Source organism: Sphingobium agrisoli (assembly GCF_041877245.1).
GTDB lineage: Bacteria > Pseudomonadota > Alphaproteobacteria > Sphingomonadales > Sphingomonadaceae > Sphingobium.
Genome location: NZ_JBHDJI010000019.1, coordinates 1 through 19,114 on the forward strand (window position 1 = coordinate 1; position 19,114 = coordinate 19,114).

23 protein-coding genes, 1 tRNA gene and 1 pseudogene are annotated in these 19,114 nt (G+C 65.7%); 14 read left to right on the plus strand and 11 right to left on the minus strand.

Going from position 1 to position 19,114, the window contains the following annotated elements; translation table 11 throughout:
* From ACETPF_RS19955 to ACETPF_RS19990, 8 genes and pseudogenes are all read left to right on the plus strand, one after another.
* A pseudogene (locus ACETPF_RS19955) lies at positions 1-573 on the plus strand (phenylalanine 4-monooxygenase); the annotation flags it as partial.
* Positions 570-1,805, plus strand: a complete 1,236-nt coding sequence (locus ACETPF_RS19960; RefSeq protein ID WP_373936364.1) for an amino acid aminotransferase — start codon at positions 570-572, stop codon at positions 1,803-1,805. The pseudogene ACETPF_RS19955 and the gene ACETPF_RS19960, both read left to right, overlap by 4 nt.
* Entirely contained in the window at positions 1,802-2,464 is a 663-nt protein-coding gene (locus ACETPF_RS19965; protein WP_373936365.1) for an SDR family oxidoreductase, read from the plus strand. The genes ACETPF_RS19960 and ACETPF_RS19965 overlap by 4 nt, the downstream gene beginning before the upstream one ends.
* A gap of 25 nt (positions 2,465-2,489) precedes the next feature.
* On the plus strand, positions 2,490-3,581 hold the full coding sequence (gene hppD / locus ACETPF_RS19970; protein ID WP_373936366.1) for a 4-hydroxyphenylpyruvate dioxygenase: 1,092 nt from the start codon (positions 2,490-2,492) through the stop codon (positions 3,579-3,581).
* Positions 3,578-4,126 (plus strand): VOC family protein, encoded by a 549-nt coding sequence (locus ACETPF_RS19975; protein ID WP_373936367.1) that lies wholly within the window; start codon positions 3,578-3,580, stop codon positions 4,124-4,126. The genes hppD and ACETPF_RS19975 overlap by 4 nt, the downstream gene beginning before the upstream one ends.
* Entirely contained in the window at positions 4,123-5,130 is a 1,008-nt protein-coding gene (locus tag ACETPF_RS19980; RefSeq protein WP_373936368.1) for a fumarylacetoacetate hydrolase family protein, read from the plus strand. The genes ACETPF_RS19975 and ACETPF_RS19980 overlap by 4 nt, the downstream gene beginning before the upstream one ends.
* Positions 5,130-5,426 (plus strand): 4a-hydroxytetrahydrobiopterin dehydratase, encoded by a 297-nt coding sequence (locus ACETPF_RS19985; RefSeq protein WP_373936369.1) that lies wholly within the window; start codon positions 5,130-5,132, stop codon positions 5,424-5,426. The genes ACETPF_RS19980 and ACETPF_RS19985 overlap by 1 nt, the downstream gene beginning before the upstream one ends.
* A gap of 100 nt (positions 5,427-5,526) precedes the next feature.
* Positions 5,527-6,825 carry a hypothetical protein gene (locus ACETPF_RS19990; RefSeq protein ID WP_373936370.1) on the plus strand — a complete coding sequence of 433 codons (1,299 nt, stop codon included), beginning with the start codon at positions 5,527-5,529 and terminating at the stop codon, positions 6,823-6,825.
* A 3-nt stretch (positions 6,826-6,828) separates the two neighbouring features.
* Here the strand turns inward: ACETPF_RS19990 and ACETPF_RS19995 are convergent, their stop codons facing one another.
* Both ACETPF_RS19995 and ACETPF_RS20000 read right to left on the minus strand, forming a co-directional pair.
* Positions 6,829-8,067 carry a tyrosine-type recombinase/integrase gene (locus ACETPF_RS19995; RefSeq protein WP_373936371.1) on the minus strand — a complete coding sequence of 413 codons (1,239 nt, stop codon included), beginning with the start codon at positions 8,065-8,067 and terminating at the stop codon, positions 6,829-6,831.
* A 166-nt stretch (positions 8,068-8,233) separates the two neighbouring features.
* Positions 8,234-8,320 (minus strand) — tRNA-Leu (locus ACETPF_RS20000).
* A gap of 127 nt (positions 8,321-8,447) precedes the next feature.
* Between ACETPF_RS20000 and ACETPF_RS20005 the strand changes: the two genes are divergently transcribed.
* Both ACETPF_RS20005 and ACETPF_RS20010 read left to right on the plus strand, forming a co-directional pair.
* Positions 8,448-9,200, plus strand: a complete 753-nt coding sequence (locus ACETPF_RS20005) for an alpha/beta fold hydrolase (RefSeq protein ID WP_373936372.1) — start codon at positions 8,448-8,450, stop codon at positions 9,198-9,200.
* Positions 9,200-10,090, plus strand: coding sequence for a tetratricopeptide repeat protein (locus ACETPF_RS20010; protein ID WP_373936373.1), 891 nt, complete (start codon positions 9,200-9,202; stop codon positions 10,088-10,090). The genes ACETPF_RS20005 and ACETPF_RS20010 overlap by 1 nt, the downstream gene beginning before the upstream one ends.
* 55 nt (positions 10,091-10,145) lie before the next feature.
* On the opposite strand, the gene ACETPF_RS20015 is transcribed toward ACETPF_RS20010, so the two are convergent.
* Positions 10,146-10,850: an SIMPL domain-containing protein gene (locus ACETPF_RS20015; RefSeq protein ID WP_373936374.1), complete on the minus strand. Its 705-nt coding sequence runs from the start codon at positions 10,848-10,850 to the stop codon at positions 10,146-10,148.
* A gap of 102 nt (positions 10,851-10,952) precedes the next feature.
* Here ACETPF_RS20015 and ACETPF_RS20020 point away from each other — a divergent pair, with 102 nt between their 5' ends.
* Genes ACETPF_RS20020 through ACETPF_RS20030 form a run of 3 tightly spaced genes read left to right on the plus strand, consistent with a single transcriptional unit; the run spans position 10,953 to position 12,566 of the window.
* Complete coding sequence (locus tag ACETPF_RS20020) at positions 10,953-11,387, plus strand: VOC family protein (protein WP_373936375.1); 435 nt, start codon at positions 10,953-10,955, stop codon at positions 11,385-11,387.
* A gap of 5 nt (positions 11,388-11,392) precedes the next feature.
* On the plus strand, positions 11,393-12,115 hold the full coding sequence (gene gloB / locus ACETPF_RS20025) for a hydroxyacylglutathione hydrolase (protein ID WP_373936408.1): 723 nt from the start codon (positions 11,393-11,395) through the stop codon (positions 12,113-12,115).
* 49 nt (positions 12,116-12,164) lie between these two features.
* The gene (locus ACETPF_RS20030; RefSeq protein WP_373936376.1) at positions 12,165-12,566 is read left to right on the plus strand and encodes a hypothetical protein; all 402 of its coding nucleotides are present in this window, start codon (positions 12,165-12,167) and stop codon (positions 12,564-12,566) included.
* A 121-nt stretch (positions 12,567-12,687) separates the two neighbouring features.
* Here ACETPF_RS20030 and ACETPF_RS20035 read toward each other — a convergent pair whose 3' ends face one another.
* The 5 genes from ACETPF_RS20035 to rpmF form a co-directional block, all read right to left on the minus strand.
* Positions 12,688-13,044 carry a MerR family transcriptional regulator gene (locus tag ACETPF_RS20035; RefSeq protein ID WP_373936377.1) on the minus strand — a complete coding sequence of 119 codons (357 nt, stop codon included), beginning with the start codon at positions 13,042-13,044 and terminating at the stop codon, positions 12,688-12,690.
* A gap of 244 nt (positions 13,045-13,288) precedes the next feature.
* Positions 13,289-13,585: an integration host factor subunit alpha gene (locus tag ACETPF_RS20040; protein ID WP_373936378.1), complete on the minus strand. Its 297-nt coding sequence runs from the start codon at positions 13,583-13,585 to the stop codon at positions 13,289-13,291.
* Between the two features lie 101 nt (positions 13,586-13,686).
* Entirely contained in the window at positions 13,687-14,655 is a 969-nt protein-coding gene (locus ACETPF_RS20045; protein ID WP_373936379.1) for a beta-ketoacyl-ACP synthase III, read from the minus strand.
* Positions 14,652-15,677, minus strand: coding sequence for a phosphate acyltransferase PlsX (gene plsX / locus ACETPF_RS20050; protein ID WP_373936409.1), 1,026 nt, complete (start codon positions 15,675-15,677; stop codon positions 14,652-14,654). The genes ACETPF_RS20045 and plsX overlap by 4 nt, the downstream gene beginning before the upstream one ends.
* 68 nt (positions 15,678-15,745) lie before the next feature.
* Positions 15,746-15,925, minus strand: coding sequence for a 50S ribosomal protein L32 (gene rpmF, locus ACETPF_RS20055; protein WP_373936380.1), 180 nt, complete (start codon positions 15,923-15,925; stop codon positions 15,746-15,748).
* A gap of 210 nt (positions 15,926-16,135) precedes the next feature.
* On the opposite strand from rpmF, the gene ACETPF_RS20060 reads away from it, so the two are divergent.
* Complete coding sequence (locus tag ACETPF_RS20060; RefSeq protein ID WP_373936381.1) at positions 16,136-16,564, plus strand: MAPEG family protein; 429 nt, start codon at positions 16,136-16,138, stop codon at positions 16,562-16,564.
* Here ACETPF_RS20060 and ACETPF_RS20065 read toward each other — a convergent pair.
* From ACETPF_RS20065 to ACETPF_RS20075, 3 genes are all read right to left on the minus strand, one after another.
* A complete protein-coding gene (locus tag ACETPF_RS20065; protein WP_373936382.1) occupies positions 16,561-17,220 on the minus strand; it encodes an MBL fold metallo-hydrolase in 660 nt (219 codons plus the stop codon). The two genes, ACETPF_RS20060 and ACETPF_RS20065, sit on opposite strands and share 4 nt — an antisense overlap.
* A gap of 277 nt (positions 17,221-17,497) precedes the next feature.
* Entirely contained in the window at positions 17,498-17,917 is a 420-nt protein-coding gene (locus ACETPF_RS20070; protein WP_373936383.1) for an RrF2 family transcriptional regulator, read from the minus strand.
* 164 nt (positions 17,918-18,081) lie between these two features.
* Positions 18,082-19,113 carry a glycerophosphodiester phosphodiesterase gene (locus tag ACETPF_RS20075; protein ID WP_373936384.1) on the minus strand — a complete coding sequence of 344 codons (1,032 nt, stop codon included), beginning with the start codon at positions 19,111-19,113 and terminating at the stop codon, positions 18,082-18,084.
* Position 19,114 lies beyond the last annotated feature (1 nt).

Genomic DNA, 19,114 nt, shown 5'->3' on the forward strand with positions numbered 1-19,114 from the left:
CGGCATCAGCCCGCTCGCATTCGAAGCCCAGGTGGCATAATGAGATGGGTGACCGGCGCAAAACCGTTACAAGTCCACGACATCTTCCACGACGTGTTCGGGCATGTCCCGCTACTCGTGCATCCGGTGTTTGCCGACTACATGCAGGCCTATGGCGAAGGGGGCCTGAGAGCCGCCAAGCTCGGCACGATCGAGGCGCTCGCGCGACTCTACTGGTATACGGTCGAGTTCGGACTGATCCGCGATGGCGGCGATCTCAAGCTCTACGGCGCGGGCATCGTATCGTCTTATGGCGAAAGCCTCTTCGCTCTCGACGATCCGTCGCCCCACCGCATCGGGTTCGATCTCGAGCGGGTGATGCGATCACAATATCGGATCGACGATTACCAGCAGAACTACTTCGTCATCGACAGCTTCGAAGACTTGCTGCAGCAGACGCGCGATGCGGACCTGGGGCCGATCTACGAGCGCCTGCGCGGCCATGAGCCGATCGAGGTCGGAACCCTGCTTTCGACCGACCGCGTCTTGCATGCGGGAACCCAGGATTATGCACGCGCAAAGGCTGGGGCATGACGGTTTCCTCTCACGCATTCGCGAGCCTTGAGCCGCAAAAGCCGGACGCGCTGCTGGCGCTGATCGCGCAGTACCGCGCCGACCCGCGGGCCGACAAGATCGACGTTGGCGTGGGTGTCTACCGCACTGAAACGGGCGAGACACCCGTGATGCGCGCAGTGAAGGATGCCGAAGCAACGCTCCTCGCCGTACAAGCCAGCAAGTCCTACCTCGGGGCCGAGGGCGACCAGCGCTTCGCGCAGCTCATCTGGCGGTGTGTATCGGGCAACGACGAACTCGGCGCGCGCTGTTTCGGGCTGCAAACCCCCGGCGGCACAGGCGCCTTGCGCGTCGGCGCAGAGTTGCTGGCGCGCGCCCGGCCGGACGCACGGGTCTGGATCGGCGAGCCGACATGGCCGAACCATGCGCCGATCTTCCGCGAAGCGGGCCTGCAAGTGCGCACGCATCCTTATGTGGATGCAACAGGCGGAAGCATCGACTTCGACGCCATGGATTCCGCGCTGACGGATGCAGCAAGCGGCGACGTGCTCCTGCTGCACGGATGCTGTCACAATCCAACCGGTACGCAGTTCTCCGGCGAACAGTGGATGGCCTTGTCCGACCTTTGCCACGGGCGTGGCCTCGTGCCCTTCATCGATCTGGCCTATCAGGGCCTGGGCGATGGCATGGAAGAAGACGCTCGAGGGGCACGTCACATGCTCGCGGCAGTGCCCGATGTGCTTTTGGCCTATAGCTGCGACAAGAACTTCGCCCTCTATCGCGACCGGGTCGGGGCCCTCTTCGTCCAGTCGGGAACGGAACAATCGCTGGAATTGGCTCGAAGCAACGCGCTGACGATCGCCCGCAGCCTGTGGTCGATGCCGCCCGATCACGGGGCTGCCGTTGTCCGGACGATCCTCGATGATCCTGCGCTGCGGACGGACTGGGAGAATGAACTCGCCGGCATGCGTGACCGGCTCCTGGCGGTCCGGCGAGGGCTGGCAGCAGCCCACCCCCTGCTCGCGTCGGTTGCGACGCAGCGCGGCCTTTTCTCCCTGCTCCCCCTGGACGCCGACGCCGTTGCTGCCGTCAGGCGCGCGCACGGGATTTACATGCCGGCAGATGGCCGGATCAACCTGGCCGGGCTCAATCAGGCAAATCTCGGCCGGTTCGTCGAGGGCGTACTTCCCCACCTGCTCGCCCGCGACACCAGCATCCTCCAATCTGCCAAGTCACAGGAACTCTCCGCATGAAGCTTATCGTCACCGGGGCTGGCGGTGCCCTCGGCGCGGCCACCGCCGCGCTTCTCGAACGACAGGGGCACGACGTCGCGCGCATAGTTCGCGTGTCGGCTTCCCAGGATATGCGCACGATCGCCTGTGAAGATCTCGCCGATGCACAGGCGGCCGAGCAATCCGTGGGTGCGGCCGTGGAAGCTTTGGGCAGTCTTGACGGTCTCCTTCATATGGCCGGGGCCTTCGATTGGCGACCCGTTGCTCAAAGCGACGCTGCCTTGTGGCAGGTCCTGTTTCGCAAGAACTTGGAAACCACCCTCGCGGTCGTGAAGGCGGCGCTCCCGTGCCTCGAAGCGAGCGGTGCGATCGTCACGATCGGTGCCGCGGCAGCCGAACCGAGCGGTGCCGGCATGGCGCCTTATGCGGCGTCCAAATCCGCCGTCGCCCGGCTGACCCAGAGCCTTGCGGCGGAGCTGGACGAAAGCCGCATCCGCATCAACACGCTGCTGCCCTCGATCATCGACACGCCGGCCAATCGCGCCGCCATGCCCGACGCCGACCCGTCGAGCTGGACCCACCCGGACGCCATCGCCGAAGTAGCGTCCTTCCTGGTGTCGCCCGCCGCCCGGGCGATTCACGGTGCCCTGATCCCGGTGACCAACGCTGTCGCCGCCTGACAAAAATTTGCGAGAGGAAAACGATATGAGCCTGTTCGAAAACCCCATCGGCCTAGATGGCTTCGAGTTCGTGGAATTCAGCGCGCCCGAAAAGGGGGTGCTGGAGCCGGTCTTCGCCGCCATGGGCTTCACCCTGATCGCGCGCCACCGCTCCAAGGACGTGCAGTTGTGGCGGCAGGGCGGCATCAACCTCATCGCCAATTACGAGCCGCGCAGCCCGGCTGCCTATTTCGCCGCGGAGCATGGCGCGTCGGCCTGCGGCATGGGGTGGCGGGTGAAGGACGCGAAGAAAGCCTACGAACTTGCCATCGAGCGTGGCGCGGAGCCGGTCGAGGTGCGAACTGGCCCGATGGAATTGCGCCTGCCCGCGGTGCGCGGGATCGGCGGATCGATCATCTACCTCATCGATCGCTATGAGGACGAGAAGGGCGGTCTGTCGATCTACGACATCGACTTCGTGTACGAGCCGGGCGTCGACCGGCATCCGCAAGGCGCTGGCTTCAGGATCATCGATCACCTGACCCACAATGTCTATGGCGGGCGCATGGCCCATTGGGCGAGCTTCTACGAGCGCGTCTTCGGCTTCCGCGAAATCCGCTATTTCGACATCAAGGGCGAATATACCGGCCTTACCAGCAAGGCGATGACCGCGCCCGACGGCAAGATCCGCATTCCGCTCAATGAGGAAGGCAAGGCCGGCGGCGGCCAGATCGAGGAATTCCTGCGCGAATATAATGGCGAGGGCATCCAGCACATCGCCCTGCTGTGCGACGACCTCATCGCCGCCTGGGATCGCCTCAAGGCGCTGGGCGTGCCCCTGATGGCCGCGCCGCCCGCCACCTATTACGAGATGCTGGACGAGCGGCTGCCCGGCCATGGCGAGCCGGTCGAAGAGTTGCAGGCGCGCGGCATCCTGCTCGACGGATCGACCCAGGATGGCGACCCCCGCCTGCTGCTCCAGATCTTCGCGCAGCCGCAGATTGGCCCCGTTTTCTTCGAGTTCATCCAGCGCAAGAAGGATGAGGGTTTTGGCGAAGGCAATTTCACCGCCCTGTTTCAGAGCATCGAGCGCGATCAGCTGCAGCGCGGCGCGCTCAATGTCGGAGAGCCGGTATGAGCACGACAGCGCCCGCGCTCAAGCGCATCCATCACGTAGCCTATCGCTGCAACGACGCGAAGGAGACGGTGGAATGGTACAGCCGCGTGCTCGGCATGACCTACACCACCGCTTTCGCCGAGGACAAGGTGCCCTCCACCGGCGAGGACGACCCCTATATGCACGTCTTCCTCGATTGCGGCGGCGGCAATGTGCTGGCCTTCTTTGAGCTGCCGAACCAGCAGCCGATGGGCCGCGACCCCAACACCCCGGCCTGGGTCCAGCATCTCGCCTTTGAGGTGGAGGATGAGGCCGCCCTGCTCGCCGCCAAGGCGCATGTCGAGGCACAGGGGATCGACGTGCTCGGCCCGACCTTCCATGGCGTGTTCCGCTCGATCTATTTCTTCGACCCCAACGGCCATCGCGTCGAACTGGCCTGCAACATCGGGACCGACGAGCAATATGCGGAACTCAAGCGCGTCGCGCCGCTGATGCTGGAGGAATGGAGCCAGACGAAACGCGCCCCACGCCACGCCGAATGGCTGCACAAGGACCCCACCGCATGAAACTTGCCAGCCTGAAGCAGGGCCGCGACGGTCGCCTGATCGTCGTATCCGAAGATCTGTCCACCTATGCCGACGCATCCGCGATCACGGCGACGCTCCAGGCGGCGCTCGACGACTGGTCGAGCGTCGAGCCGAAGCTCAAGGCGCTCGCCGATGGTCTGGCGGCAGGTACGGTTGCCGGTCAGCCGCTCGATCCCGCTGCGTTCGCCGCGCCCTTGCCCCGTGCCTACCAGTGGGCCGATGGGTCGGCCTATGTGAACCATGTTGAGCTGGTACGCCGCGCGCGCGGAGCCGAACTACCCGACAGCTTCTGGCATGATCCGCTCGTCTATCAGGGTGGCTCAGACCGTTTCCTCGGCCCTCGCGACGCGATCCCGCTGGCCGACGAGTCCTGGGGTTGCGACATGGAGGCCGAGGTCGTCGTCGTGACGGGTGACGTTCCACAGGGCGTGTCGCCGGAGGACGCGCGCGGCCTCATACGACTTGTCGGCCTCGTCAACGACGTGTCGCTGCGCAACCTCATCCCGGGCGAACTGGCCAAGGGGTTCGGCTTTTACCAGTCCAAGCCTGCGAGCGCGCTGTCGCCGGTCTTCGTGACGCCGGATGCGCTGGGCGAGCGGTGGCAGAATGGCAAGCTGCGCGGCACGCTGCATGTCGATCTCAACGACGAACCCTTCGGCCGCGCCGACGCCGGCGTGGACATGACCTTCGACTTCGGCGTGCTCATCGCGCATCTCGCCAAGACCCGCTCATTGGGGGCCGGCACGATCGTCGGATCGGGAACCGTGTCCAATCGCGACGCCGATGGCGGCCCCGGCCGGCCCGTCGCCAATGGCGGCTTGGGCTACAGCTGTATTGCGGAGGTGCGCATGGTCGAGACGATCCGCGATGGCGCGCCAGCGACGCCGTTCCTCAAATATGGCGATACGGTCCGTATCTGGATGGAGGATGACAACGGTCATGCCATCTTCGGCACGATCGACCAGAAGGTGGAGGCCATCTGATGCGGCGGTTGACCGACCAGGAACGAGCCGACGCGCTCGCCACGCTCGCGGAATGGACGCATGAGCCGGATCGCGATGCGATCGTGCGGACGTTCCAGTTTCCCGATTTCGTGACCGCCTTCGCCTTCATGACAGCGGTCGCGCTGGAAGCCGAGAAAGCCGATCATCACCCGGAATGGTCGAACGTCTATGGTCGCGTCTCCATAATGCTGACGACCCATGATGCCGATGGCCTGTCCGAGCGAGACATCAATCTCGCGCGCGAGGTCTCGGCCCTCGCAGCGCGTTTCGAATGAGAAGAAAAGGAGGGGCGCCTCGAAAGCGCTGCCCTCCATTCTTTCCGAGCAGACCTGAAGAGCGTGGAAACACACGGACGTCGAGACTTGCCTTCGTGTCTTGCGTAACGGCGAGACTTATCGATCGGCCATGACCGGCGGCGGCTCTGCATTCAAGATGACACGCAGGGATCTGTTCGACCGCGCATGGTCCAAGCCGATGACCAGGAATGCCATCGAACTGGGCACCACTGCGCCTCAGCTCGCCGCTCTGGCCAGACGCCTCGGCCTCCCTCTGCCGCAGGCTGGTCACTGGATGAAGAAGGAGGTGGGAAAGGAACCGCCCACGCCTGAGTTTCCTTCGGATCCTGTTCTCGACTCGGAAGTCCATGTCGTCGACCCTGCTCCCGTACCGAGACGTGGATCGGTCCTGCCCCATCGGCATCGACAGCCCGCATCCGAGCTGCTCGGCGGCACACCGTCGACGGCTGATCATGCGCCCGACGCAGCATTAGTTCCGGCCTCTGCGACGGAGGGCCGACTGCCCGAACATCCAAAGGTCAGCCGAACCCGCAGGACGATCGGAAGAAAAGCAGGGGCCGATCGTGCTTCGGTGGGCGGTAGCGGCCATTTCCGCCTGCTCATCACTCCATCGTTGGGAGAGCGGGCATGTAGGATTCTGGATGCGCTGGCCACGACCGTGGAGGCAAGGGGCTGGTCGATCGAGACTTCCGACAACGGCTATGTCGTTGCGGCGGATAGCGAGAAGATCGGCTTCGTGATCGAGGAGAAGCTCGATCGCGTACCGCACGAGATGACACCTCGCGAGATCAAGCAGAAAGCCGATTATGATCGCGAGTGTGCGCTGGCCGATCGCGGGATCGGCTACCGGCCGTGGCGCGAGCCCCAGATCCCCCAGCATGACCATGTCCCCAATGGCGAACTCGTTCTGAAGTTCGACCACGATTACGATGCCGGCGGCATCCGCAGGACCTTTTCGGATGGGAAGCGGCAGCGGCTGGAAGACATGATCCCGTCGATGATCGGCTCGCTCGAAAAATGGAGTGTCGCGATAAAGGCACGGCGTGAAGAGCGCGCAAGATGGCAGCGCGAGTCGGAAGAGCGGGAGCAGCGGCGCCAGGATCGCGAGCGGCAGGCCCGCATCGAAGGGTATCGGATCGCATTCCTGCGACGCCAGGCGGAGCGCGTACGCGAGATCGATGGCCTCTCCGCCCTCATCGCCAGGTGGGAGGAAGCGGGAGATGCCGGAGCTCAGTTTGCCGACCTGCTCGACTTTGCCCGCCAATATCGAAGACATCTCGAGAAGCAGATCGCGCCCACCGATGTGGCGAAGCGCATAGCGGCTCTCAAGCTCATGGACGATGACGTCTATATCTATGATGCTGGGAGGATCGACTGAGGCTCAGCCGGCCGAAGCCTGCCGACCGCCGAAGTTGGGCTTGAGCAGCTTTGCGCCCTCGCGCAGCCGATCGAGCTCGTCGGACCACCACTGCATCATGGTGACGCGCTCGTTCCAATACTCTCCGCGCGTGTAGGCGCGCCGTACGCCATCATTCTCCATATGCGCGAGTTGGCGTTCGATCGCGTCGGGATTGAACTTGCCGGATTCGTTGAGCAACGTCGCAGCCATGGCCCTGAAGCCGTGGGCCGTCATCTCCTCCTGCCCGAAACCGAGCGCCCGCAGCGCGGCCGTCACCGTGTTCTCGGACATCGGTCGCTGTCCGGTCCGAAACGAAGGAAAGCAGTAGCGCCCGGTGCCGGTCAGCTCCCACAGCTCTTCGAACAAGCCTGTCACCTGCGTGGAGAGAGGGACACGGTGGGGTCGCCGCATCTTCATCTTCTCGGCGGGGATGTTCCAGACCGACCGGTCGAAATCGAACTCGGTCCATTCGGCTTGTCGCAGTTCCCCCGGACGGACGAACAGGTGCGCCGAGAGCCGCAGCGCGTAGAGGGTGATGCCGTGTCCGGTGTAGCCCTCGATCGCTCGCAGCAGCTCGCCGGCACGGTTGGGAGTCGTGATCGCGGCGAGATGCTTGGGCTTGGGAACGGTCAACGCGCCACGAAGGTCGCTGGTTGGATCGCGTTCGGCGCGAGCGGTTGCGACCGCGTAGCGAAAGATGCGCCCCAGGACGCTGCGCATGCGGCGCGCGCTCTCATAACGGCCGGTCGCCTCGATGGCCCGTAACACGATAAGGACTTCATGTGCCGTGACCTGGGCGATCGGCCGCGTGCCGATCTTGGGATAGGTCTTGTCGAGGAGCCAGCGGATCTTGCTGAGCGTGATCTCGGCCATCTGCTCGCGCTCCTGCTTTTCGATCCACTCCAGCGCGACGGCCTTGAAGGTGTCGTTCTGCGCGACCTGTGCCTTTGCCAGGGCCACCTTCTGTTCGTGGGTGGGATCGAGCCCAGCGGCGATCTGTCGGCGCGCCTCGTCGCGCTTGTTCCGCGCGTCGGCCAAGCCGACTTCGGGATATGTGCCGAAGGCGAGCGTGCGATATTTCCCGAGGCGCCGGTAGTTGAGGCGCCAGAGCTTTGCTCCGGTGGTTCGCACGAGCAGATAGAGACCGCCGCCATCGGACAGCTTATAGTCTTTGTCCCGCGGCTTCGCGCTTGCTACGGTGGTCGCGAACAGGGTGCTCATTGGGGGTATCGTCCTTGCAAAGGACGGAGAACGATACCCTCGGATATACCCCCATTGTTCCCGATTGGTGCCGTATCCGCCCGGATTTGACCGGACGGTTATAGCACAAGAATCGCCGGATTTCAGCCATTTCCGGGACGTCCCCGGACGCCCCCGGAAGAACAAATGGTGCCCAGAAGAGGACTCGAACCTCCACGACCTTGCGATCGCCAGCACCTGAAGCTGGTGCGTCTACCAATTCCGCCATCTGGGCACGGGGTAGGAGCGCGCCTCTAGCCGGTGGTCCTGGGGCTGTCAACGCGGGGGCGGGATATTTTTGGAATTGTCGCCAAGGCCGGCTATGAGCGCCGCTCGCACGCACCCGTCAATGCAGGACGATGATGACCGCTCCACTCCCTGATCCCGCTTTCTTCTCCCGACCCGACGGGCTGCGCCTGGCCTATCGCTTCAGCGCTGGCGCGGGGCCAGTGCTGGTGTTCCTGCCGGGCTATATGTCCGACATGGAGGGCGGCAAGGCGGTGGCGCTGCATAACTGGGCGGCAGGGCAAGGGCGGGCGATGCTGCGGCTCGACTATGCCGGCTGCGGGCTAAGCGAGGGGCGGTTTGCGGATGGTACGCTGGCGTGCTGGCGCGACGATGTGCTGATGCTGGTCGACGCGCTGACGAGCGGACCGGTGGTGCTGGTGGGATCGTCGATGGGCGGATGGCTGGCGCTGCTGGTCGCGCTGGCGCGGCCGGATCGGGTCGCGGGGCTCGTCGGCATCGCCGCCGCGCCGGACTTCACCGAATGGGGCTTTACCGATGCCGACAAGGCGCTGCTCGCGACCGAGGCGCGGATCGAGGAGCCGACGCCCTATAGCGACACCCCCTATGTGACGACGCTGGATTTCTGGCGGTCGGGGCAGGCGCTGCGGCTGCTGGAAGGAGAGATCGCGATCGACTGCCCGGTGCGGTTGCTCCATGGGCAGCGGGACACCGACGTGCCGTGGGAGATTGCGGTGCGGACGGCGGCGCGGCTGCGTTCATCCGATGTGCAGACGCTGCTGGTTAAGGACGGCGACCATCGCCTCTCGCGCGACGGCGACATCGCGCTGCTGATCCGCACCGTCGACGCCCTGCTGGAAAGCCTCTGATGCCCTTTCTCCTGCCGCTCCTGCTTCAGGCCTATGATCCCGAGATCGAGGCGGTGATGAATCGCAGCCGCCAGCGCAAGCAGGAGGAGCGCGCCGCCGCCGCGTCGGCCGCCTCCGCGGCGGCGGCGGCGGCAAAGCCTGCCCCCACCCCTGCCGCGCGGACCGATGGGCGCATTCCGGTGCCGGAGAAGTTCGCCGCGCCCTTCCAGCAATGCCTGGACATGGCGATCGAAGCGCCGGACGGCGGCATCGCCTTCGCCCAGAAATGGCGGATCGAGGGTGGCAGCTTCTATGCGCGCCATTGCCTGGGCTTCGCCTATGCGCGGGCGGAGCGCTGGGCGCCGGCGATCGTCGCGTTCGAGCAGGCGGCGGAGGAAGCCGAGCGCGGCGGCGAGATGGCGCAGAGCGCGCGGCTGTGGGCGCAGGCGGGCAATGCGGCGCTGGCGAGCGGGGACGCGGCCAAGGCGCGGGGCGATTTCGACGCGGCGCTGGCACGCGGCCTGCCCGACGGGCTGGAGAAGGGCGAGGTGCATCTCGACCGGGCGCGGGCGCTGGTGGCGCTGGGCGACATGGCGGCGGCGCGGGAGTCGCTCGACGTGGCGCTGGAGCAGGCGCCGGGCGACCCGCTGGGCTGGCTGCTGTCGGCGACGCTGGCGCGGCGGACGGGCGAGCTGCGGCTGGCGCAGGCGCATATCGCGCGGGCGGTGCGGCTGTCGCCCGACGATGCGTCGGTCGCTCTGGAAGAAGGCAATATCGCGATGCTGACCGAGCATGACGATGTCGCCCGCGCCGCCTGGCAACGCGCGGCGAGGCTCGCGCCCGATGCGCCGGCGGGGAAGGCGGCGGCCGACAATCTGTCGCGCATGGGCGGGGCTTCCCCCGCCCGTTGAACCTCCAACTTGTACAGCGAGCTGGACAGTTGTTTGGCGGTTTTTCGGGTCGCCCCTATTTGAGATAGAAGTCGACCGTGGTGACGACGCGGACCTTCTTGTAGGGCGTATCGCTGCCCCCTTCCCCGCCCGCTTCGCCGTCGCGGGCGTCGATCGAGAAATAGCCCTGGGTCGCGCTCTTGATGCCGCCGACGCCGGAGCCCGAATCCTGGGCGAACTGTTCGGCGGCGGCGCGGGCGTCATTGGTGGCGGCGGCGACCATCTGCGGCTTGATGTCGTTGAGCTTCGTGAAGCTGTAGCGCATCCCCGATCCTTCCTGGAGCGTGACGCCGCGCCGGACGAGGTCGAACTGCTGCGCGACGGCGCGCTGGGCGCGGGCGATGTCGGTGGTGCGGAGCAGCATACGCTGGGTGATGGTGATGGTGTTGACGCCATTGTTCAGCCACTGGTTGACGCCCGCGCCGGTGGGCTTCAGGTCATCGGCCTTGAAGCCGAGGTCACGGAAATAGGATTGCAACTCCTTGGTATTATTGTCTATTTCTGCACGTACCGCAGGAAGGTCGAAGCCGGTGGCGCTGTAGCTGATCGACCAGGTGGCAAGATCGGCGGTCACGTCCTTTTCGGCAAGGCCGCGCACCGTCACCGATCGGTCGGCCGCCTTGGCGCGCTTGAGCCCATCGCCCAGCAGATAGCCGCCCGCCACCATGCCGATCGCAAGCAGCCCCGCGCCAGCCAATAGTATCTTGTCGCGCATCTCCATCTGCCTTTCCCCTTCCGTCCCGGCCCCAGCGGCCTTATCTTGATGGCATATCTGACACCCTATAGATGAACCGTTGCTTTATAGCGACGAACGGAGCCAGCCTTGCCCAAATATCTCCACACCATGATCCGCGTCAGCGACATCGAAAAGACGGTCGGTTTTTTCGAACTGCTGGGCCTGAAAGAAGTCAAACGCTTCGACAATGAGCAGGGGCGCTTCACCCTGGTGTTCCTGGCCGCGCCGGGCGACGAGGAGGCGCAGGTGGAGCTGACCTACAACTGGCCCGCGGAGGACGGCAGCCCGGCGGAAATCTATGGCGAGGGGCGCAATTTCGGCCATCTCGCCTATCGGGTCGAGAATATCTACGACACCTGCCAGCGGCTGATGGACGCCGGCGTGACGATCAACCGGCCGCCGCGCGACGGGCATATGGCCTTCGTCCGCAGCCCCGACAATATTTCTATCGAGCTGTTGCAGGACGGGCGGCTGGAGCCGGCGGAACCCTGGGCGTCGATGCCCAACACGGGCAAATGGTGATACCGATGCTGGAGGTCGTGCGCGTCCCGGTCCTGACCGACAATTATGTCTGGCTGGTCCATGATGCAGCCAGCAGTGAGACGGTGGTGATCGATCCGGCGGTAGCGGAGCCGGTGCTGGAGGCGGCCGCCGCGCGAGGCTGGACCATCAGGCAAATCTGGAACACGCACTGGCACCCCGATCATGTCGGCGGCAATGCGGCGATCAAGGCGGCGACCGGCTGCACCATCACCGGCCCGGCGGCCGAGGCGGAGAAGATCGGCACGCTCGACCGGGCGGTGGGCGAAGGCGATATGGTCCGCATCGGCGACCATGAGGCGGCCGTGCTGGCGGTGCCGGCGCATACGGCGGGGCATATCGCCTATCATCTGGCGGACGATGCGATGATCTTCGTCGGTGACACGCTGTTCGCGATGGGCTGCGGGCGGCTGTTCGAGGGGACGGCGGCGCAGATGTTCGCCAATATGCAGCGCTTCGCCGCTTTGCCCGACGACACGCAGGTCTATTGCGCGCACGAATATACGCTGTCGAATGGCCGTTTCGCGCTGACGGTGGAGCCGGACAATGCGGCGCTGATTGCGCGGGTGGCGGCGGTGGAGGCCGCCCGCGCGCGCGGCGAGGCGACGGTGCCCACGAGCATCGGCGCGGAGCGGGCGACCAATATCTTCCTGCGCGCGCGCGACGTGGCGGACCTCGCCGCCCGCCGCGCCGCGAAGGATGCTGCCTGACGGGAGGCCGGGCGCTGTGTCGTCTCCCACATATTGGATGGAGAGAGAGATGCGCGCCTGGATGGTCCTCATGCCCCTGTTGCTGGCCGGCTGCGCCGGCAGCTATGCGCCCGCGCCGCTGACGCAGCGTCAGGCGGCCGATCTCGACAAGGCGCTCGCGGGCAAGGTCGCGGGCGAGCCGCAGACCTGCATCAACCGCGAGCCGCAGACCAATTTGACGGTCATCAGCAACAATGTCCTGCTCTACCGCGTCAGCGGAAAGCTGGTGTACAAGAATGAGCTGATCGGGACGTGCAGCGGCCTCACCAGCGGCAGCACGATCATCGTGCGGAGCTATGGATCGCAGATGTGCCGCGGCGACATGGCGACGACCGCCAATCTCCAGACCGGGATCACGACGGGCGCTTGCGCGATCGGATCGTTCATTCCCTATCGCACGCCCAAGCCTTGAGGGTCTGAGGCGAGGGCCAGGCTTTCAGTGCCCCGGCGCACGCCGGGGCCAGGGTTCGAGGCGCTGCGCATGGGGCTCTGGACCCCGGCTTTCTCTGGGGAAGACGTTAGCTTGGGTTGCGTCACCCCTCCCCGATGGCGCGGGCAAGAGCGTCGCGTATGCCTTGAAGCCGGCGCAGCAGCGCCGCGTCGTCGGTGGGCGCGGGTGGCGGCGGGGCGGGCTGTGCCGATCCGTCGCGCGCTCCCTCGCCCAGTGCCTTCTGCGCGCCCTTGACGGTGAAACCCTCGACAGTGAGCAGCTGGTGGATGCGGCGCGCCAGCGCGACATCGGCCGGGCGGTAATAGCGGCGGTTGCCCGAGCGCTGGAGCGGACGAAGCTGCGGAAAGCGCGTTTCCCAATAGCGCAGGATATGCTGGGGAACGGCAAGCTGAGCGGCCAGTTCGCTGATCGTCAGAAATGCGCCATCGGCCTTTTCCATGGTGCGATGTTGCACCCAACATCGCGCCAAGGTCAACTGGCGTAAATTCAATATGCTAGCGGTCGGCAGCCTTGAGCCAAAAACACCCCGTTCGTCCTGAGTAGCCATTGAGCGAAGTCGAAATGGCGTATCGAAGAGACCAAGAACTGCGCTTGGTGCTTCGATACGGGCCTTCGACAGGCTCAGGCCCTACTCAGCACGAACGGTTGATATTTCGGGCGGATGCTTTGAAGCAATCGCCCCCTCAGATCGAGGAAACGCGGTCGCGCATGGTCTGGCTGGCGCGGAAGGTGAGGACGCGGCGGGGTTCGATCGGCACTTCGACGCCGGTCTTGGGGTTGCGGCCCATGCGCTGCGTCTTGTCGCGCAGGACGAAGGTGCCGAAGCTCGAAATCTTCACATTTTCGCCGCGTTCCAGCGCCGCCGACATATGTTCGAGGATCGATTCGACCATCGCCGCCGCTTCGGCACGCGACAGCCCGACATTGCGATTGACGCTTTCGGCCAGATCAGCCCGCGTGAGAGTATTGTTACCCGACATATGCCATCCCCGTTCCCGATGTGCAGAACATCATCCCCCCGGATGATCCTTCAAGAATGTGCGCGATTCGGCGCGATTTCGCAAGCTTCCTGAAAAGCCAGTCAGATACGCAGGACGCACGCCCCCCAGGTGAAGCCGCCGCCCATCGCTTCGAGCACGACGAGGTCGCCGGTCTTGATCCGTCCGTCGCGCACCGCAAGGTCCAGCGCCAGCGGCACCGAGGCGGCGGAGGTGTTGGCGTGACGATCGACGGTGACGACGACACGATCGGGCGAGAGCTTCAATTTGCGCGCGGTGGCGTCCAGGATGCGGGCGTTGGCCTGGTGCGGGACCAGCCAGTCGATCTGGTCGGTCGACAGGCCCGCCTGCCCCATCACCTCGTTCAGCACGGCGGCGAGATTGGTGACCGCGTGGCGGAACACTTCCTGCCCCTTCATCCGCAGCTTGCCGACCGTGCCGGTGGTGGACGGACCGCCGTCGACATAGAGAAGCTGGTTATGGCGGCCATCGGCATGGAGCTTTGCCGCCAATATGCCGCGCGCGCCCTCCGCGCTGTCCTCCGCGCCCAGCACGACCGCGCCGGCGCCGTCGCCAAACAGGACGCAGGTGGTGCGGTCCTGCCAGTCGAGGATGCGGCTGAAGGTTTCCGAGCCTATCACCAGCGCGCGGGTCGCGCCGCCCGCGCGGATCATGCTGTCCGCCACAGTCATGGCGTAGAGGAAGCCGGAACAGACGGCGGCGACGTCGAAGGCGACGCAATCGTCTATGCCCAGCGCCGCCTGCACCTTGGTCGCGGCGGCGGGGAAGGTCTGGTCCGGTGTGGCGGTCGCCAGGATGATGAGGTCGATGTCCTGCGGCGTGAGGCCGGCGGCATCGAGCGCGCGCTGCGCCGCCTGTGTCGCGAGCGTCGCGGTGGTTTCGCCGTCGGCGGCGATGTGGCGGGTGCGGATGCCGGTGCGCTCGACGATCCATTCGTCGCTGGTGTCGACGGTCTGCGCCAGTTCGTCATTGGTGACAATGCGCGCCGGCAGGGCGGAGCCGGTGCCCAGGAGGATGGAGCGGCGGGTCACTTGGCGGGCTGCTCCAGCTTCGATGCGGCGGCGGACAGCGCGGCCACGCCCGCCATGTCGGCGGCGATGCGGCGGGTGATGTCCTCTTCCAGCAGGCGCGCGGCGACATGGACGGCGTTCGCCACGCCCTTCTCGTCGGCGCTGCCATGGCTTTTCACGACCACGCCGTTCAGACCCAGGAAGACCGCGCCATTATGATTGTTGGGGTCGAGATGATGCTTGAGCAGGTGCATGGCGGGCTTGGAGATCAAGAAGCCGATCTTCGAGCGGATCGAGCTGGTGAACGCCTTGCGCAGAACGTCGGTGACGAAGCGGGCCGTACCCTCCGCCGTCTTGAGCGCCACATTGCCCGAAAAGCCGTCGCACACGATCACGTCGCAGTCGCCGCGCGCCAGCTTGTCGCCTTCGGTAAAGCCATCGAAGCGCAGCGGCAGGCTGTCGGCCGCGCGCAGCACGGCGGCGGCGTCGCGAATCTCGTCGGTGCCCTTGAGATCCTCCGTGCCGATGTTGAGCAGGCGGACGCGCGGCTTTTCCAGGTCGAAGGCGATGCGCGAATAGGCCGCGCCCATGACCGCGAACTGGACGAGATTGCGGGCGTCGCATTCGGTGTTGGCGCCCAGGTCCAGCATGACGACGTCATTGTCGCCGAGCGTCGGGAGCAGCGCCGCGAGCGCGGGCCGGTCGACGCCGGGCATGGTGCGGAGCGCGAGCTTCGCCATCGCCATCAGCGCGCCGGTATTGCCGGCGGATACCGCCGCGCCGGCCTCCCCCGCCTTCACCGCGGCGATCGCCATGCTCATGGAGCTGGATTTCTTGCGGATGGCGACGCTGGGCTTGTCCGATCCGTCGACCACCGTGTCGGCATGGACCACGTCCGACGCCGCGCGCAGATTGGGGTGATTGTCCAGCGCCGCCTTGATCTGCGCCTGATCGCCGAACAGGGTGAAGCGCAGCCCTTCGTGGCGGCGGCGGGCCAGCGCGGCCCCCGCCATCATCACGCGCACGCCTTCGTCCCCGCCCATCGCGTCGATTGCGATTCGCGGCTGGCTGGACACTCTCAATTCACCCCTTTGCGGAGTAGAGGGAGGACTTACGCCCCGACGGCGACGATTTCGCGGCCGTTATAATGCCCGCAGGCGTCGCACAGATTGTGGGGACGCTTCAGCTCACCGCAGTTGGAGCATTCGTTGAACGCCTCGACGCGCAGCGCGTCATGGCTGCGACGCATGCCGCGGCGGGAAGGGGAAGTCTTGCGCTTGGGGACAGCCATGTCGGCACCTTGTTCCGTATATCAATCTGGTTGTGCGACTTGCCGGCCCCACATGGAAATGCCGACGCCAACGGCGCCGCAGACCCATGCGGCCCGGATGATCGCGAAGCCATGCGCCTATAGCCTTTTTTGGATAAGGCGCAAGTGCTTCCTTGCCTCGGGCGACGGCGGGTTTAAGCTCCCGCGGCTGGAGTGGGGAGACTGAAAACCATGGTACTGCCGATCACGCTGACCTTCGCCGCCGCCTGCGCGCTTCTCAACCTGTGGCTGGCGATTCGCTGCGCCCGCTTCCGCATCAGGGACAAGGTGCTGCATGGCGACGCGGGCCATGCGCTGCTGGCGAAGCGGATGCGGGCGCACGCCAATTTCGTGGAATATACGCCGATCGTGCTGATCCTGTGCGGGCTTGTGGAGCTGGCGGCCGGCGCGTCGATCTGGCTGTGGATCGCGGCGCTGGCCTATGTGGTCGCGCGGGTGGCGCATGCCTTCGGCATGGATGCGGACGGCCCAACGGCATGGCGCGCGGGTGGCGCGCTGCTGACCTGGGCGATCATGGCGGGGCTGGCCGTCGCGGCGCTGCTGATCGCCTATGGCGCAACGCGCGAAGTGCCCGCGCCGCCGAGCATGGCGCAGGTCTAGCGCGCCAGCACCGAATCGGCGACGAAGGGATTGCTGCGCCGCTCATGCGCGAAATTGCTCATCGGACCATGGCCGGGGACGAAGGCGGTGTCCCCGCCCAGCGGCCAGAGCTTGCCGGTGATCGCGTCGATCAGCTGCTGATGATTGCCGCGCGGGAAGTCGGTGCGGCCGATCGATCCCTGGAACAGCACGTCGCCGACGATCGCGAGCTTGCTGGGGGCGTGGTGGAACACGACATGGCCGGGCGTGTGGCCGGGGCAGTGATAGACGTCGAGGGTGAGGTTGCCAACCGTCACCTGATCGCCATCGGCCAGCCAACGGTCGGGCTCGAACGTGCGGCCGTCAATGCCATATTTGGGGCCTTCGCTTCCGAGCTTGTCGATCCAGAAGCGATCTTCCTCATGCGGCCCCTCGATCGGCACGCCAAGCTCTTCGGCGAGGATGCCCGCCTGCCCGCAATGGTCGATATGGCCGTGGGTGACGAGGATCTTCTCGATCGTGACGCCGCTCTGTTGCGCGGCGCGCTTGAGCAGCGGCAGGTCGCCGCCCGGATCGACGAACGCGCCGCGCATCGTTTCCGTGCACCAGAAGAGGGTGCAATTCTGCTGGAGCGGGGTGACGGGGATAAGCGTGGCTTTGAGCGGCGGCTGGGTCATGATGGGGATGTGGCGGAGGGGCAAGCCATCCGCAAGCCCCCGCTTCTCTGCACGCCCTCTCGCCCGTTCGGGCTGAGCCTGTCGAAGCCCTCTACTCCTGCACACAGCCCAAAGAATAGAAAAGCCCTTCGACAGGCTCAGGGCGAACGGAGAAATATCGCGCGCGAGATATGTTAACGATCACCGTGCATGAAAAAGCCGTTCCAAAGCATCAATGCGAACAATCCGAGGGCAAGTAAGGCCCCAATCAAACAGCCCGTTCCTGGAAGCGGGCATTTCATTCCACCACCACCAGCGGATCGGCAAGGCTGATCCCGTCCAAAACCTTTGCCATCTCGTCCCGAACCTTGAGCATCACCCGGTGCAGCCGGCATTCCGATTCGGGCAGGCAATTGGTGCAGCTTTCATGGGCGAAGCGGCTGGCGCAGGGGGTGAGGGCGAGCGAGCCGCGTGTCAGGCGGACGATGTCGCCATAGCTGATGTCGACCGGGGCCAGCGCCAGCCAATAGCCGCCCTCGCGCCCGCGCTGGGTCGCCACCAGCCCTTCGCGCGAGAGTTCGGACAGGATCACGGTCAGGAATTTCGCCGGGATATTCTGCCGCGTCGCGATCTCGCTGAGCGGCACGGGGCCTTGTCGGTAGCGGTCGGCGAGATGTTGCAGCGCGCGGATGGCGTAACGGGTCTTCTGGGACAGCATGGTCCGGTTATTCGCCCGCTCGCCGGCTTTGGCAAGTCGGGGGATGGAGATTGCGAGGCTAATCATCCTCACCCTTCCCACCGGCTTCGCCGGCGGGCCCCTTCCCTCTCCCGCCGGGAGAGGGAGAGAGGTGCGAATGCACCGATGAGGGTGAGGGTGATGGACTAAGGCGCCGGGTTGAGCGCCGCGCGGGCTTGCCTTGGAAAATCGCTGAAGAAGCCGTCCACCCCGGTCGCCGCGACGGCGCGGACCCAGCCGGCGAAGTCGCCACGCCCCTGGGGATCATCGGGCCGCTGATACTGTGCGGGCAGGAAGCCGTTTTCCATCCTGAGCGTCCAGACATGGACCTGCAACCCCGCCTCATGCGCGCGGCCGACCAAAGCGGTCGGGCCTTCGGGCGCGATCAGCAGCGCGGCGGAGGGGCCGATGCCGTCAGCATAGGCGGCGATTTCGCCCAAGCCCTGCACGGTCAGCATGTCGGCATAGGTCGTCCCGGCCATGTCCGCCGGGCCGCCCTCCGCATCGACAAGCTGGATGAGGCGCAGCCGCGTGGCGGCGCGCAAGGCCTTGAGATTGCCGACCTCGAACGACTGGATGAAGACGGGATCGTCCTGCGTCTCATAGCCATATTTGGTGAGCAGGGCGAGCAGCGCCGCCTGATGCGGCAGGCCGATCGTCGCGAAATAGGTCGGGTGCTTGGTTTCGGGATAGAGGCCGATGCGGCGATGCGCCTCCGCCTCCTTCGCGCGGACCAGCTGCAAAATCTCCTCGAACGTCGGGATCTGATACAGGTCGTTGAAGCGCTTGTTGGCCGGGCGCACGTCGGGCAGCCGCTCGCGCGCGTGGAGCGTCCGCAATTCGGCGATGGTGAAGTCCTCGGTGAACCAGCCGGTCATGACGATGCCGTCGATGGTCTTGCTGGTCTTGCGCTCGGCGAATTCGGGATGATCGGCGACGTCGGTCGTGCCGCTTATCTCATTTTCGTGCCGGGCGACCAGCACGCCGTCCTTGGTCAGGACAAGGTCGGGCTCGATATAGTCCGCGCCCTGGTCGATCGCGCGCTCATAGCTCGCCAGCGTATGTTCGGGCCGCTCGCCGCTCGCGCCGCGATGGGCGATGATGATGGGTTCCGCCAACGCGGGGGGGAGAGGAAGGAGGCTCATCAGCAGCAATCCCGCATGGACCAGCCCCCGCATC

Excerpts from the sequence above, each read along its gene's own strand:
- ACETPF_RS20075 (WP_373936384.1), bottom strand. The coding sequence starts at position 19,113 with ATGCGGGGGCTGGTCCATGCGGGATTGCTGCTGATGAGCCTCCTTCCT.
- ACETPF_RS20035 (WP_373936377.1), bottom strand. The coding sequence starts at position 13,044 with ATGGAAAAGGCCGATGGCGCATTTCTGACGATCAGCGAACTGGCCGCT.
- hppD (WP_373936366.1), top strand. The coding sequence starts at position 2,490 with ATGAGCCTGTTCGAAAACCCCATCGGCCTAGATGGCTTCGAGTTCGTG.
- ACETPF_RS20030 (WP_373936376.1), top strand. The coding sequence starts at position 12,165 with ATGCGCGCCTGGATGGTCCTCATGCCCCTGTTGCTGGCCGGCTGCGCC.
- ACETPF_RS20005 (WP_373936372.1), top strand. The coding sequence starts at position 8,448 with ATGACCGCTCCACTCCCTGATCCCGCTTTCTTCTCCCGACCCGACGGG.
- ACETPF_RS19975 (WP_373936367.1), top strand. The coding sequence starts at position 3,578 with ATGAGCACGACAGCGCCCGCGCTCAAGCGCATCCATCACGTAGCCTAT.
- ACETPF_RS20065 (WP_373936382.1), bottom strand. The coding sequence starts at position 17,220 with ATGACCCAGCCGCCGCTCAAAGCCACGCTTATCCCCGTCACCCCGCTC.
- rpmF (WP_373936380.1), bottom strand. The coding sequence starts at position 15,925 with ATGGCTGTCCCCAAGCGCAAGACTTCCCCTTCCCGCCGCGGCATGCGT.
- plsX (WP_373936409.1), bottom strand. The coding sequence starts at position 15,677 with ATGGGCGGGGACGAAGGCGTGCGCGTGATGATGGCGGGGGCCGCGCTG.
- ACETPF_RS20010 (WP_373936373.1), top strand. The coding sequence starts at position 9,200 with ATGCCCTTTCTCCTGCCGCTCCTGCTTCAGGCCTATGATCCCGAGATC.
- gloB (WP_373936408.1), top strand. The coding sequence starts at position 11,393 with ATGCTGGAGGTCGTGCGCGTCCCGGTCCTGACCGACAATTATGTCTGG.
- ACETPF_RS19980 (WP_373936368.1), top strand. The coding sequence starts at position 4,123 with ATGAAACTTGCCAGCCTGAAGCAGGGCCGCGACGGTCGCCTGATCGTC.
- ACETPF_RS19960 (WP_373936364.1), top strand. The coding sequence starts at position 570 with ATGACGGTTTCCTCTCACGCATTCGCGAGCCTTGAGCCGCAAAAGCCG.
- ACETPF_RS20015 (WP_373936374.1), bottom strand. The coding sequence starts at position 10,850 with ATGGAGATGCGCGACAAGATACTATTGGCTGGCGCGGGGCTGCTTGCG.
- ACETPF_RS19995 (WP_373936371.1), bottom strand. The coding sequence starts at position 8,067 with ATGAGCACCCTGTTCGCGACCACCGTAGCAAGCGCGAAGCCGCGGGAC.
- ACETPF_RS20040 (WP_373936378.1), bottom strand. The coding sequence starts at position 13,585 with ATGTCGGGTAACAATACTCTCACGCGGGCTGATCTGGCCGAAAGCGTC.
- ACETPF_RS19965 (WP_373936365.1), top strand. The coding sequence starts at position 1,802 with ATGAAGCTTATCGTCACCGGGGCTGGCGGTGCCCTCGGCGCGGCCACC.
- ACETPF_RS19985 (WP_373936369.1), top strand. The coding sequence starts at position 5,130 with ATGCGGCGGTTGACCGACCAGGAACGAGCCGACGCGCTCGCCACGCTC.
- ACETPF_RS20070 (WP_373936383.1), bottom strand. The coding sequence starts at position 17,917 with ATGCTGTCCCAGAAGACCCGTTACGCCATCCGCGCGCTGCAACATCTC.
- ACETPF_RS20060 (WP_373936381.1), top strand. The coding sequence starts at position 16,136 with ATGGTACTGCCGATCACGCTGACCTTCGCCGCCGCCTGCGCGCTTCTC.